11 protein-coding genes are annotated in these 13,766 nt (G+C 48.3%); 5 read left to right on the forward strand and 6 right to left on the reverse strand.

Features of this window, described 5'->3' with window-relative positions:
• Positions 1 to 225 precede the first annotated feature (225 nt).
• Together AC4QZR_RS06225 and AC4QZR_RS06230 are read left to right on the forward strand one after the other, a co-directional pair.
• Positions 226 to 2,421 (forward strand): catalase, encoded by a 2,196-nt coding sequence (locus AC4QZR_RS06225; RefSeq protein ID WP_494480124.1) that lies wholly within the window; start codon positions 226 to 228, stop codon positions 2,419 to 2,421.
• 700 nt (positions 2,422 to 3,121) lie between these two features.
• Entirely contained in the window at positions 3,122 to 5,707 is a 2,586-nt protein-coding gene (locus AC4QZR_RS06230) for a M1 family metallopeptidase (RefSeq protein WP_494480125.1), read from the forward strand.
• A gap of 80 nt (positions 5,708 to 5,787) precedes the next feature.
• Here AC4QZR_RS06230 and AC4QZR_RS06235 read toward each other — a convergent pair whose 3' ends face one another.
• The 6 genes from AC4QZR_RS06235 to AC4QZR_RS06260 all read right to left on the reverse strand — a co-directional run bounded on the left by AC4QZR_RS06235 (position 5,788) and on the right by AC4QZR_RS06260 (position 10,210).
• Complete coding sequence (locus AC4QZR_RS06235; RefSeq protein ID WP_494480126.1) at positions 5,788 to 7,059, reverse strand: porin family protein; 1,272 nt, start codon at positions 7,057 to 7,059, stop codon at positions 5,788 to 5,790.
• 360 nt (positions 7,060 to 7,419) lie between these two features.
• Entirely contained in the window at positions 7,420 to 8,391 is a 972-nt protein-coding gene (locus AC4QZR_RS06240; protein WP_253403943.1) for a deoxyhypusine synthase family protein, read from the reverse strand.
• A gap of 114 nt (positions 8,392 to 8,505) precedes the next feature.
• Positions 8,506 to 8,823 (reverse strand): DMT family transporter, encoded by a 318-nt coding sequence (locus AC4QZR_RS06245; protein WP_494480127.1) that lies wholly within the window; start codon positions 8,821 to 8,823, stop codon positions 8,506 to 8,508.
• A 62-nt stretch (positions 8,824 to 8,885) separates the two neighbouring features.
• Complete coding sequence (locus tag AC4QZR_RS06250; RefSeq protein ID WP_494480128.1) at positions 8,886 to 9,455, reverse strand: Crp/Fnr family transcriptional regulator; 570 nt, start codon at positions 9,453 to 9,455, stop codon at positions 8,886 to 8,888.
• A gap of 17 nt (positions 9,456 to 9,472) precedes the next feature.
• On the reverse strand, positions 9,473 to 10,015 hold the full coding sequence (gene hslV, locus AC4QZR_RS06255) for an ATP-dependent protease subunit HslV (RefSeq protein ID WP_220624287.1): 543 nt from the start codon (positions 10,013 to 10,015) through the stop codon (positions 9,473 to 9,475).
• A gap of 39 nt (positions 10,016 to 10,054) precedes the next feature.
• Entirely contained in the window at positions 10,055 to 10,210 is a 156-nt protein-coding gene (locus AC4QZR_RS06260) for a hypothetical protein (protein WP_494480129.1), read from the reverse strand.
• A gap of 28 nt (positions 10,211 to 10,238) precedes the next feature.
• Between AC4QZR_RS06260 and AC4QZR_RS06265 the strand changes: the two genes are divergently transcribed.
• From AC4QZR_RS06265 to AC4QZR_RS06275, 3 genes are all read left to right on the forward strand, one after another.
• Positions 10,239 to 11,072, forward strand: a complete 834-nt coding sequence (locus AC4QZR_RS06265; protein ID WP_494480130.1) for an FkbM family methyltransferase — start codon at positions 10,239 to 10,241, stop codon at positions 11,070 to 11,072.
• 65 nt (positions 11,073 to 11,137) lie between these two features.
• Positions 11,138 to 11,980, forward strand: a complete 843-nt coding sequence (locus AC4QZR_RS06270; RefSeq protein WP_494480131.1) for a 1,4-dihydroxy-2-naphthoyl-CoA synthase — start codon at positions 11,138 to 11,140, stop codon at positions 11,978 to 11,980.
• 556 nt (positions 11,981 to 12,536) lie between these two features.
• Positions 12,537 to 13,757 carry a leucine-rich repeat domain-containing protein gene (locus tag AC4QZR_RS06275; RefSeq protein ID WP_494480132.1) on the forward strand — a complete coding sequence of 407 codons (1,221 nt, stop codon included), beginning with the start codon at positions 12,537 to 12,539 and terminating at the stop codon, positions 13,755 to 13,757.
• Positions 13,758 to 13,766 lie beyond the last annotated feature (9 nt).

Genomic DNA, 13,766 nt, shown 5'->3' on the forward strand with positions numbered 1-13,766 from the left:
TTTAAATACTCCTAATCTTGCTTGCGCTATACCTGTGTTTTATCTAACTAAAGCACAGGTATAGCTGCTTGGGCTATTCTTAAAGTCTTATTTTAATTCCATTTTAATCTTGTTTAGTTTCACTTTTTCTTAACCACTTAAAATACTCGCCCGTATTGTTGGAGTGAATTCCACACACGATTTCAAAAAGCTATACCTCACCTACATCCAAAAACAAACTAAACCATGGACGAGAAAGACAAGGACAAGACAACGCCTACCCACATCGACGAAAACAGTAAAAACAAACAACTGGAACATTTCCGGTCAGACGGGGATGGTCAGTACATGACCACTGACCAAGGCCTTAGGGTCAACCACACCGACGACTCGCTAAAAGCTGGGCAGCGTGGACCAACGTTGATGGAAGACTTCCACTTCCGCGAGAAAATGACCCATCTGGACCACGAGTCTATACCTGAGCGCGTGGTGCATGCCCGTGGTTCGGGTGCGCACGGGTACTTTCAGCCCTACGACAGCTCGTTAAAGGAATTTACCAAAGCCAGATTCCTGACCGACCCAAACACCAAAACCCCTGTATTTGTACGCTTCTCCACGGTGGCAGGATCCCGGGGTTCTGCTGACTCCGTGCGCGACGCCCGAGGTTTTGCCACAAAGTTCTATACCGAAGAAGGCAACTATGACTTGGTGGCCAACAACATACCTGTATTTTTTATCCAGGATGGTATCAAATTCCCCGACCTGGTGCACGCCGTGAAGCCGGAGCCGGACAACGAAATGCCACAGGCCTCTGCTGCCCACGACACCTTCTGGGATTTCATTTCCCTGATGCCTGAGTCTACCCACATGATCATGTGGCTGCTGTCAGACAGGGCTATTCCGCGCAGTTTCCGTATGATGGATGGATTCGGGGTACACACTTTTCGCTTTATAAACGAGGCTGGCAAATCGACCTTTGTGAAACTCCACTGGCGCGCTATGTTGGGGGCGCATTCGCTGGTATGGGACGAGGCCCAGAAACTGGCTGGCAAAGACCCTGACTGGCATCGACGCGACTTGTGGGAATCCATCGAGATGGGTGACTATCCGGAATATGAGCTCTCCGTGCAGCTAGTGCCGGAAGAAGATGAGTTTAAGTATGACTTCGACCTGCTGGATGCCACTAAGATCATTCCGGAAGAATTGGTGCCGCTTCGTCCGGTCGGCAAGATGGTACTCAACCGCAACCCGGACAACTTCTTCGCTGAAACTGAGCAGGTGGCGTTTCACCCGGGCAACCTGGTACCCGGCATAGATGTGACCAACGACCCCCTATTACAAGGCCGTCTCTTCTCTTACCTTGACACGCAGATCAACCGCTTTAGTAGTATCAACTTCACCGAAGTACCGATCAACAGACCGGTGGCTCCGGTACACAATCACCACGGGGCGGGCTTCATGAAGATGACCATTGGCAAGGGCAAGGCCAACTACTGGCCGAACTCGATTGGCAATGGCTGCCCGATGATGGCCCCGGAGAACATGGGCGGTTACGTGCACCACATGGAGAAGGTGGAAGGCCACAAGATCCGCGCCCGCAGCGAAAGCTTCAACGACCACTACAGCCAGGCCACCATGTTCTGGAACTCTCTTACTGAGGCGGAGAAAGATCACCTGGTGTCAGCTGCCCACTTCGAACTGGGTAAGGTAGAACGTAAAGCCATCCGTGAAAGGCAGGTGGCCAATTTCTATCGAGTAGACCCACAGCTTGCTGCTCTGGTGGCCGCAGGTATAGGCATCAAAATGCCGGTAGACCAGGATTCGGAGCCGACCGGAAATTTTGTAAAGGATGCCGCTTCTCAGAAAATCAGCCAGGGCAAGTCTGTGGCAGAATCGCCGAGCATCAGCATGGATAAAGACAAGGTAGAGGGTTCCAAATCCCGCAGAGTCGCCATCCTCATAGAAGATGGCTTCGACTACAACGAGGTGATGCAGGTGAAGGAAGCTTTGGAGGCTGCTGGTGTCCATGCCAAAATCGTGTCGAAGGTACAGGGCCAGCGCATCTCCAGCACCGGTCAGGAACTGGAGGTAGACATGAGCCACGTGACGACAGGGTCCATTATGTTTGACGCGGTTTACATTCCGGATGGAGAGAAGAGCGTGCGCAAGATGATGGGCCTGGGTGACGCCCTGCACTTTGTGGCCGAAGCCTTCAAACATTGCAAGCCGATCGCCACTTCCGGTTTCGGCATCAATATGTTCGAAAAAGCTTTTGTAGTAGGCGTGAACTTTGCTGACAAGGAGTCGGGCAAAGTAGTTTCCCACTCCGGTGTGATCACGGCCGGAGCCAACGCCGACGCTGGTGAGTTTGCCAATAAGTTTGTTGAGGCCATTAAAAAGCATCGCCACTGGGACCGTGAGAAATCCATGACGCCGGCATAGTAATTTAGATGTTTGTTATTGATTGTTTGTTTGGAGCAAAAGCCGCGAGTTTCGCGGCTTTTGCTTTTTACGGGGTGGGATGATTAGGGACTGTTAATGAACAAGGAGAAAGCAAAGACCTCGCGGTGTCTTCCAGACCGGTGAGGTTCTCAATCAGGATTTACAAGATTAGAGAGCCCCCTACCCCCACGGATTGACAGGGTTCTCACAGATGCCGGGTCCAACCACCCTTAACCCCTCCTTTTCTAAGGCGGGGAATGTGTAATTACCATATTCAGGGTATATGCACTGTAGTTTCAGCTATCCGTGCACGATTGTCATCCCCCTGCCCCCTTCGAAGGGGGACTTCTGCTACTGCCCGATTTTCAGGTATAAGCGCTGTAGCATAGACGAATGGCAGGTATAGCAAGACCATCTTGCACAGTAGCTACAAAGCAAATCACCTTGCCCGGTGCACAAAACGACAATACACTGTTTGAGTGGTCAGCGAGTGGGGGTAGGGGCCCTCGATTTTTGTGTCAAGACAAAAAGTAAGGCCCGCCCGGCCAGGGCAAGCTACAAAGCAATTCAGTCCGCCACACCTGCAACAGCAGTTGCTACAAAGCAGCTATACCTGCAACAAGCTATTACTACAACGCCAGGAATAGGCATCCCCGCTTCTCAAAATCCCTTATATTTACAGACACCCTCAACACAAACTATGTCCAAACACAGCTATACCTTTAAATTCGCCTCCCTGGCTTTGTCTCTGGCAATACTGAGTGGCTGCAGCAAAGGCCCTGCGAACAGCGCTTATACCTTACCAGTCGACACCGGCGTTTCGCGCGAACTGGCGGAGCACCGCAATCTGACCTTGAGCAACGTGCAGTATGACATCAAACTGCAGATCCCCGCTGGCAAAGACGCACCTATACCTGCTACTGAGACTATCACTTTTAATCTGCTCAGCAAAGAGCAGGCCCTGCAGATCGATTTTAAGGAGCAGCTGGACCACCTGCATACCATTCGGGTGAATGGAAAACAGATACCGACCGTGTTCCAAAACGAGCACATCGTCATCGATCCGCGCTACCTAAAAGAAGGCCAGAACCAGGTGCAGCTCGAGTTTACGGCCGGCAACCTCTCGCTCAACCGCAACGAGGAATACCTCTATACCTTGCTCGTTCCAGACCGCGCACGCACCGTATTCCCTTGCTTCGATCAGCCGGACCTGAAAGCTGTCTTTAAACTCACGCTCACGTTGCCGCAAAACTGGAAAGCCCTGGCCAATGCTCCGTTACAAGACTCGGTGATGACAGGCGCGATCAAGACCTATACCTACCTGCCTTCCGATACCATACCGACATATCTCTTTACTTTTGTAGCCGGTAACTTCAGCAAGGTGAGTAACAGCGATCGGGGCCGCACCATGCATTTTTACCACCGCGAAACCGATCAGGATAAGCTTAAAAGTATAGACCCGGTCTTCAGCATACACCGCGATGCGCTGGCCTTTATGGAGGATTATACCCAAATCCCCTACCCTTTCCATAAGTTCGACTTTGTGGCTATACCTGATTTTCAGTACGGCGGCATGGAGCATGTGGGCGCGATCGACTATATGGCCTCTACCCTGTTCCTGGACGAGGGCGCTACCAAGGACCAGCTGGTGGCACGCTCTAACCTGATCGCACACGAAACGGCGCACATGTGGTTTGGCGACCTCGTGACGATGCGCTGGTTCAACGACGTGTGGATGAAAGAGGTGTTTGCCAATTTCATGGCGGACAAGATTTCGAAAACAACGGTGAAGGATAGCAATTACGATCTCAAGTTTCTGATCGACCACTTCCCGGCTGCCTACAGCGTGGACCGCACGGCAGGCGCTAACCCAATCCGTCAGGACCTGGCTAACCTGCAGGATGCCGGCTCGCTTTACGGGAACATCATCTACCACAAGGCTCCCATTATGATGCGACAGCTGGAACGGCTGATGGGCGAAAAAGCTTTTCAGGAGGGTCTGCAGGTATACCTGAAAACATATGCCAACAGCAATGCTACCTGGCCGCAACTCATCGAGATACTGGATGCACGCACGCCCGCGGATCTGCAAGCGTGGAATAAGGTATGGGTGAACGAACCGGGCCGTCCGGTTTTCGACAGTAAGCTGGATGTAGAAGATGGGAAAATCAGCGTTTTTTCCATTTCACAAAAGGGCGAAGATGGGTCAGAACGCTTGTGGCCTCAGCTTTTTGAAGTAGCGCTGGTTTATGATGACCGTGTAGAGGAATATACTGTCAACATGAATCAAGCTTCTATTGAGTTTAAGGAGGTGATTGGGAAAGAGTGGCCGCTTTATGTGCTGTTTAACTCCTCCGGACAAGGTTACGGGACCTTCCCCATTGATGCACGAGGCATAAGCTACCTACCTAAACTGCAGAACCCTGTGATGCGCGCCTCGAGCTACATCAACCTGTATGAAAACATGCTCAACGGAGTAGATATTACACCTGACATGATGCATTATATTACCCTCCTGCAATCACCTAACGAACAGGAAGAACTGAACCTGAAGCTACTGACGGGCTACCTGAGTGAAACGTTCTGGAAATTCACCAGTCCGGAGCAAAGAGCTAAATTAGCTCCGGCCTTCGAAAAAAATCTGTGGGAAGCGATGGAAAAACAAAAGTCCGGCAACAACAAAAAGCTCTTTTTCAAAACCTACCAAAACATTGCCCTGACAAAAGAAGCGCTGGACCGGCTGCATCAGGTATGGCAAAGCCAGAAGGCACCAGCAGGCGTCACCCTCACCGAAGACGACTATACCTCGCTGTCTCAATCCTTGGCCGTGCGCGACTACACCGACTCCGAAGGTATACTGCGTCAGCAACTGGCCCGCATCAAAAACCCGGACCGCCAGAAGCGCCTGCAGTTCCTGATGCCGGCCCTGTCTGGCGAAGAACAAGTGCGCGATGCTTTTTTTGCCTCGCTCAAAGACCGCAGCAACCGCGACAAGGAGGCCTGGGTAGGTACTGCGCTCTCATACCTGCACCACCCGCTGCGGGCTGCTTCTTCAGAAAAACACCTGCGCGAGAGTCTGGAACTAGTGGAGGAAATTCAGCTGACCGGAGACATCTTTTTCCCTACCAACTGGCTGCAATCAACCTTTGGGTATTACCAGACGCCAACGGCTGCTCAAACCATCCGCACCTTCCTGGCCGAGCATCCGAACTACAACCCAAAGCTGAAAGGTAAAATTCTGCAGGCCGCAGACCCTGTGTACAGAGCAGAGAAACTGGTGAAGTAAAATAAGCCAGCGATGTACATACGCAAAAAGCGCAGCCAGTTCTAAACAGGCTGCGCTTTTTGCGTATAGCAACGTTCGTTCTATTTTATTTTATAGCCCAACCGGACGGTCACCGTATTATTGACAGTTTTCACTCCCTCAATAGCAGAGAAGCCATTTCCGGTTTCAAGCCTTATTTCCGTCTGCATGTTCTTCCACTCTCCCCCTATACCCAGCAGCAGCGCCTGCTCATGCTTCCGTATGCTACTTGCCATCGGATTCCCTTCTTTGTTGCTTCCTGTTGAACTGGATGGAGTATAAACCAGTTGCCTGCTTTTATCATCTAAGATAAAACTGTTGCTGATGCCAAGGCTAATATACGGCCGTATACCTTTGTCCAGGATTCCGTAGCGGCCTAATACGTTGATAGCCATCTGGGACATCTCGAAAGTGGTGGTATATTCCGTGTACACCTGCTCCGTCTGTGTGTTCACATGTTGGAAGGTTCCCTCCGTCCGATATGCTTTGTAGAGCAGCTCCCCTATCAGGGCATATTTGCCATGGCTTCTGGGTAAAGTAGCCACAAAGGAGGAACCGAAGGTATAGCCCATACCTTTGAAATCCGGTTCGCTTAGTGCCCTGTTCGGATGGCCATCAATGTTCAGGGAGGTATAGGAAACGCCTCCCAAGGCATAAACATTGAACTTTATCTTTTCTTCAGCGGCCACATAGTCTCCCTCATTGCCACTTGCGCATATATTGTAATCCTGCACCAGACTTTTCAAAGCCGACGGCTTGAAGGCCACCTTGCTTATCTTGTTGATCAAATCCTGGCAGTCCGTCATCCTGGCAGTCAGCATTCCCCTGTACACCGGCAGTTTCACAATACCTCTTTTGCCGCCTGCACGCTGTATAATGGATCGGTAAACCAGTTCAACAGGGGTCTCGCCTTCTTTCTGAATGTAGATGCGCTCCTGTGCATCCGGTTCATTCAATGTGTACAAACTCATCTTGCCCTTGACCAGGGCACGCAAAAACACGGTGTCCCGCACAATGCTGGATTGGCTGTCGTAGATGTAGGTGCTGCCTATTTTCGTCACAGTCTTTTCCTTATCCACAGCATGCACCTCGAACCTGTCACCTGAAGTGAGCGAGAAGCTTTTAATGTCGGCCACACCGAGTCTCTGCGTGTTGGTGCTGACCAGGTCGTGCCTCACTTCAATAAAGGTGGGACTCCTCTTCCAGTTCTGGTCATTTATGTGCACCTGCACGGTGTCTCCCTGGTGCGTCACGTACTGGCCCGCCACAAACTTCTTCTGCCCGAAGGCAAGCGTACAGGTGAGAAGTAAGATAAGTGTCAAGGTCGTTTTCATGAATAGGTTGTTATGAATATATAACAGGATTAATATACTGGTAAATACTGATATAAGATTCAGCCTCAGTATTTTCATGCCCGTACCGGATCAGAATTCACACTAACTGTTTGTCACTATACCTGCTCCGGGTGCACATTCATACACGCATCCACACTGCTGCCAACTACCCAGTACGGGTACCGGAATACCTTCTTTTAGAATACAGCCTCCCTATACCTTTTACAGGTCGGCACTAAACTACCTCTATATTTAATAGCAGATGCCAGGCGTCAGCCAAACAAAAAGCCCGCTGCATCAACAGCGGGCTTCTCTATTATCCAAAACTTCTCTTGTCAGGAAATTCCCTGGTCTCAAAAGTTACATATCCAGCACAATCGCGAATACAAGCGGCGCAACGATGGTGGCGTCTGACTCGATCATATACTTCGGTGTGTCTTTGCCGAGCTTACCCCAGGTGATTTTCTCGTTTGGCACAGCGCCTGAGTAAGAACCGTAGCTGGTCGTAGAGTCGGAGATCTGAGCAAAATAGCCCCAAAGCGGAACACCTGTGCGCTGCAAATCCTGGTGCAGCATCGGCACTACGCAGATCGGGAAGTCACCGGCTATACCGCCGCCAACCTGGAAGAAACCTATTGTAGACTCCTCTTTCGCATTCTGGGTATACCAGTCAGCCAGGAACATCATGTACTGTATACCTGTGCGCATCGTGTGCACATTCTTGATGTCGCCGCTGATCACGTGGCCGGCGTAGATGTTACCCAAAGTTGAGTCTTCCCAGCCCGGGCAGATGATCGGAAGATTCTTTTTAGCAGCTTCCAGCATCCAGCTGTTTTTCGGGTCGATCTGGTAGTACTGCTCCAGGTCACCTGACAACAGGATCTGATAGAAGAACTCGTGCGGGAAATAAGATTTACCTTCCTGGTCAGCTTTTTCCCAGAACTTCAGCACCGTATGCTCGATACGGCGCATCGCTTCCTCTTCAGGTATACAGGTATCGGTTACGCGGTTCATGTGGCGGCTCAGCAGGTCTTCCTCGTCGGCAGCTGACAGCTCGCGGTAATGTGGTACGCGCTCATAAAAATCGTGGGCTACCAGGTTGAAGATATCCTCCTCGAGGTTTGCACCGGTACAAGAGATCGCGTGCACCTTGTCCTGGCGAATCATCTCGGCCAGTATGATGCCCAGCTCAGCTGTAGACATGGCACCAGCCAGCGTGATCATCATTTTGCCCCCGTTGTTGAGGTGCGTCTTATATCCTTCGGCAGCGTCGATGAGCGAAGCAGCGTTGAAGTGCTTGTAGTGCTTCTTTAAAAAATTAGATACTTCCATTTCCTTGTGTTTATGCTGTTTACTGATTCGTGTTTATACTCCTGCAACTCTCTATGAGTTAAAAAAATATGTACTCCGGCAAAGATAAGCTTTAAAATGACATCCCTGCCCTCCCTACTTCGACACCAGTTTTAGCCCGATAATGGAGCCGATGAGCAGGAAGATGAAGAACAGTCGCCAGAAATCGGCCGGCTCCTTGTAGAGGATCATACCGACGATGACCGTGCCCACCGCGCCTATACCTGTCCAGACGGCGTAGGCGGTGCCCATGGGTATGGTTTGGATGGCTTTGTTAAGCAGGAAAAAGCTGAGGGAGATGCACATGAAGAAGCCGATTGACCACTTCAGCACACTAAAGTTGTTTGATAGCTTGAGGCAGGTAGTAAACCCGATCTCAAACATGCCCGCAATGATTAAGTACAGCCAGCCCATTTTTCCTTTTTTGACAAAGGTCGGGACTCAGTGGCAGAAGAAATTTAACAAATGTTAAAAAATCACCGGACTTCTGCCCGAATGCGGCTAAGGGTAACCTGTGTAACGCCCAGGTATGAGGCAATCTGGTTGAGCGGCACGCGCTGGATCAGGCCGGGGTTCTGCTGGAGCAGGGCCTTGTAGCGCTCGGTGGCCGACTGGAACTGAAAAACCATGAACCGCTCCTCTGTTTTGATAAGTTCGTACTCGGCCAGTTTGCGGCCCCAGTTCGCCAGTTCGATGTTGGTCAGGTATAGGTCCTGCAGGCGGGCCAGGTCTATGGCGTGCACCACCGCGTTTTCGAGCAGCTCCACGGTTTCGTAGCCGGGCTTGTTGGCCACATAGCTGTAATAGGAAAAAACAAGATCACTTTCGGCACCAAACCAAAAGGTCACTTCCTGATCATTGCGGTAGCAGAAGGCGCGCGCGATGCCCCGTTCAATAAAGTATACCTTGTGGCTCACCTCCCCCTCCCGAAAAAGGATATGGCCTTTGGGCAACTCCTGCCGCTGCATGAGCGCCGTGAGCTGTCCAAAGGTTTTATCTGAAATGGGGTATAATTGCCGGATGGCCTGTTCGATGGTCTGCACCATGTGCGCTATACCTGAGGTTATTTGGCCGGTTTCTCGATGATGAGGTTGTGGTTGGTGTAGATGCAGATGTCGGCGGCGATGTTAAGACTTTCACGTACCATTTCTTCTGCCGTCAGGTGCGGAGCGTGCTTTTTGAGTGCCAAAGCGGCTGCGTGGGCAAACATGCTGCCCGAGCCTATGGCGGCGATCTGGTTATCGGGCTCCAGCACATCGCCGGTTCCGGAAATAATGAGCAGTTCCTCTTTGTTAGCCACTACCATCATGGCCTCGAGCTTACGCAGGTACTGGTCTTTTCGCCAGTCTTTGGCCAGTTCAATGGCAGCGCGCTTCATATTGCTCTGGTAGGCGTTCAGCTTTTCCTCGAAGCGCTCGAGCAGCGTGAAGGCATCGGCAGTGGAGCCTGCAAAGCCTGTCACGATCTTGCCGTCGAGCAGCTTGCGGATCTTTCTAACATTGCTTTTGGCGATGTGCTTGTCCATGGTAGCCTGCCCGTCGGCACCTACGCATACTTCTCCGTTGTGGTATATACCTACTACAGTAGTCGATCTTATTTTTGCCATTGCTGTGTTTTGGTTTATGTGAAGGTATACGGTTATACCTTAAAAAGCTTGTGCTATAGCCAGGGCATCTGCAAACAAAAAGCCAAAGGTATAGCAGCCGACAAATTGTCGGTTTGCTGCAACTTTAGCGAGCAATACATTTGTAGAAGAAACCGTACCTTGCAGAACAGGAGCATTTGTGTCAGGTATAGCCATGGCCGGTCGCTCTGTTAATCCATATCGTATGCTGACATTTTTCAGGTTATGGAAGCTTGCCTTCAGCAGGCAGAACACGCATCTGGCAGGTCGTATGAGCACCTTTCTGACGCTCCTGCGCATTTACGCTCAGGCCAAGTTCAGCAAAAAAACTGATGGCCCCATTCAACTGCAACTGGGAGGCTTTACGGTATCTGGGTATAGCTACGTGACTCTGACAGAACTCTACACCGATATTTTCATCAAACAGGTATACCGTTTCGAGAGCACATCGACTCAACCATTTATTGTAGAGTGCGGTGCGAACATAGGTATGGCGGTGCTGTTTTTTAAGCAGCTATACCCCGACAGCGAGGTATGGGCTTATGAAGCAAATCCTGATGCCTTCACCCTGCTGCAGCAAAATGTAGCCGCTAATAAACTGAAGGGTGTGCGCCTGTTTAACTACGTGTTATCGGATACCGACGGTGAAGTAGACTTTTACATACCTGCCGCCACTGCCGGATTAAATGGCTCCCTGAATCCATCTATTGCCAAGGGTACAAAGCAACGCCTGCCTGCCTACAGACTATCGGGATTGTTGCCTGAAAACAGGGTCGTCGATTTTGTGAAAGTGGATATCGAAGGCGCAGAATTTAAACTTTTAAGCGACTTGAGCGAATCGGGCCGCTTGAACGATATACAGCAGCTCGTGATGGAACTGCATGCGAGTAGTGAGGAAATGCAGCAGAAATACAACAGGATGCTCCACATTTTTGGTACAGCGTATAAGCATGAACCCGCAAGCGACCAGTATACCCTGAATTTTCCGCATGTCGTAAAATTTACCAGAAAAGACCTGTCTTTGAGCGCACACAAATAGCCTCCTGGTGGCAAAGTTTGCTGTAGAGCTGAAAATGCGATAATTTTACATCAAAAAACGACGATATGAGCAAAGCAAACTGGGTAACAGTTAAGGAATACGAAGACATTACCTACAAAAAATGCAATGGCGTGGCCCGCATCGCCTTTAACCGGCCAAACATGCGCAACGCCTTCCGCCCGAAAACTGTGGGCGAACTGTTCGAGGCTTTCCTGGATACCCGTGAAGACACTTCCATTGGCGTGGTGCTGTTCTCAGCTGAAGGACCTTCTACCAAGGACGGGGTTTACTCCTTCTGCAGCGGCGGCGACCAGAATGCACGCGGTCACCAGGGCTACGTGGACGATGCCGGCATGCCGCGCCTGAACATCCTGGAAGTGCAGCGCCTGATCCGCTTTATGCCGAAGGTAGTGATCGCGGTGGTGCCGGGTTGGGCCGTTGGTGGCGGACACTCGCTGCACGTGGTTTGCGACCTTACGCTGGCCAGCAAAGAGCACGCGATCTTCAAACAAACGGATGCTGACGTAACCAGCTTCGACGGTGGTTATGGTTCGGCTTACCTGGCCAAAATGGTAGGTCAGAAACGCGCCCGTGAGATCTTCTTCCTGGGCCGCAACTACTCTGCGCAGGATGCTTACGACATGGGCATGGTGAACGCCGTGATTCCGCACGAAGAATTGGAAGATACGGCTTACCAGTGGGCGCAGGAAATTCTGGCCAAGTCCCCTACTTCGATCAAGATGCTTAAGTTTGCCTTCAACCTCACCGACGACGGCATGGTAGGTCAGCAGGTGTTCGCCGGCGAAGCCACCCGCCTCGCTTACATGACCGACGAAGCCAAAGAAGGACGCAACGCATTCCTGGAGAAGCGCAAGCCGGACTTTTCGGATATTAAGTGGATTCCGTAGGGTATAGCCATAAGGTATAGAAATATAAAAGCCGCTCTGTTGAAGAGCGGCTTTTTTTGTTTTTGCCGGAGAGCGGTTGCAGATAAATACAATTTATAGCCTTCTTAATCAAACACTTACTAAGTTTGAGCCTCTTTAAAAACTAACTACTTAAGAATCCGATATATTAAGGGTGTATAAACGGATATACCCGATTATACACGCTTAATCGAACCCTTATACTCTACAATTACTCAATAAATTACGCTTCCTATACCTTCATACATATTAGAAACGCACAATTCTTTTCATTGGTAGAGCGCGCTAAGAAAAGCTTAGATCAAAATATAGTCCGAAATCCCCTCAATAGCTCTGACAGGAAATATTTCAGCTAAAAAATGATGTGATTTCAGAAAGAGTTTCTATATTGAATAAATAAGATATAATAGCTCAAAAAGGCTTATAAGCCAGTTTCTGGCAGACCAGGACGATTTTGAGTAGAAGCTAGCAACACCGCACATAGTGCAGATAAACGTCATAGTGACGTTTATACAGTAGTTGTGTACAATTAAGGACAATGAAAATAGAGAAAGTATTTTTATTATTAATATCGCTTTTGACTGGACAAAATTCTATGTCACAAACTACAGACTCAGAAGAAATTATAGTTTATAATGACTATTTTAATTTCACAAGCAATTCCATTTTAAATAGCGTTTTGATTAAAATGGATTTGGAGAAGCAGTCGAATTCTAATTTCTCAAAGATTAAAATAAATAGTGACTTACCTTATAACATTGAGACAAACAAATTCGAACTTGAACAAGTCAACAATTTTGCAGACTTCAAAAGTTTAACAAACTATGAGGGGATTGATATAAGGTTCAGTAATTATGAGGAGATTGATGAAATCTTCAAACAGCTAGCGAGGGATAATAAAATAAAATCACTACGATTAAACATTCATAAATTAGATTCATTACCTAATTCATTATATAATATTACCTCACTCAAAAATCTAGAGTTCTGGACGAGTAAACTAAAAAATATAGATAACAATATAAGTAAACTCACCAATCTAGAAAGACTTAGGATTCATGAAGCTCAAGAGCTTGAGGATTTACCAACTTCAATTGGAGAATTAAGTCAATTAAGAATATTAGAAATAGATGAAGGCAACTACTATGGTTCTGTTAATAGAAATTTAACGAATATTGTAAAGCTTAAATCTTTAGAATATTTAAGACTTCAAAATTTTCCGATTGTCATCCCTGAAAACTTTGAACGTCTTGAAAATTTGAAGCTTGTTGAAATATATAATCATTTTCAGTGGTATAAGGTTGATTTAAAAAATTTGTCTGTAAATAAAAAGCTTAAGTCTCTCATGTTGACGGGGATTTCAACAGAACAGATTCCTGAAATTGAAAAAATGACTTCATTGGAAGAACTTTATATCGGAAGGAGAACTTCGCTAGATATTTTATCAAAAGTTCCTTTAATAAATAACTTAAGTCGGTTAATGATTACAACTGATGATTCTGAAATACCAGAAAATATTGGCGACTGTAAAAATGTTAAACTTTTAATTTTAGGTAATTGCGAATCTATTATTGAGCTACCAAAGACAATTAATGACCTTAAGGAACTGAAGATTTTAGTTCTTAAAAATAATACTAAGCTAATTGAAAGCAATATTGATATAGCACAACTTAATTCTGTAATAAGGATTTTCTTAAAGGGAAACAAAGTACTAAACGCAATCGAAAACTGTACACAACACTGTGTAAAAATGCATTAAAACGCATTT

The sequence above is a fragment of the Pontibacter sp. YIM B11418 genome (genome assembly GCF_059278805.1).

What these genes read in the sequence shown, in the direction of transcription:
- AC4QZR_RS06225 (WP_494480124.1), top strand. Translation starts at nt 226, where the DNA reads ATGGACGAGAAAGACAAGGACAAGACAACGCCTACCCACATCGACGAA.
- AC4QZR_RS06230 (WP_494480125.1), top strand. Translation starts at nt 3,122, where the DNA reads ATGTCCAAACACAGCTATACCTTTAAATTCGCCTCCCTGGCTTTGTCT.
- AC4QZR_RS06235 (WP_494480126.1), bottom strand. Translation starts at nt 7,059, where the DNA reads ATGAAAACGACCTTGACACTTATCTTACTTCTCACCTGTACGCTTGCC.
- AC4QZR_RS06240 (WP_253403943.1), bottom strand. Translation starts at nt 8,391, where the DNA reads ATGGAAGTATCTAATTTTTTAAAGAAGCACTACAAGCACTTCAACGCT.
- AC4QZR_RS06245 (WP_494480127.1), bottom strand. Translation starts at nt 8,823, where the DNA reads ATGGGCTGGCTGTACTTAATCATTGCGGGCATGTTTGAGATCGGGTTT.
- AC4QZR_RS06250 (WP_494480128.1), bottom strand. Translation starts at nt 9,455, where the DNA reads ATGGTGCAGACCATCGAACAGGCCATCCGGCAATTATACCCCATTTCA.
- hslV (WP_220624287.1), bottom strand. Translation starts at nt 10,015, where the DNA reads ATGGCAAAAATAAGATCGACTACTGTAGTAGGTATATACCACAACGGA.
- AC4QZR_RS06260 (WP_494480129.1), bottom strand. Translation starts at nt 10,210, where the DNA reads ATGGCTATACCTGACACAAATGCTCCTGTTCTGCAAGGTACGGTTTCT.
- AC4QZR_RS06265 (WP_494480130.1), top strand. Translation starts at nt 10,239, where the DNA reads ATGCTGACATTTTTCAGGTTATGGAAGCTTGCCTTCAGCAGGCAGAAC.
- AC4QZR_RS06270 (WP_494480131.1), top strand. Translation starts at nt 11,138, where the DNA reads ATGAGCAAAGCAAACTGGGTAACAGTTAAGGAATACGAAGACATTACC.
- AC4QZR_RS06275 (WP_494480132.1), top strand. Translation starts at nt 12,537, where the DNA reads ATGAAAATAGAGAAAGTATTTTTATTATTAATATCGCTTTTGACTGGA.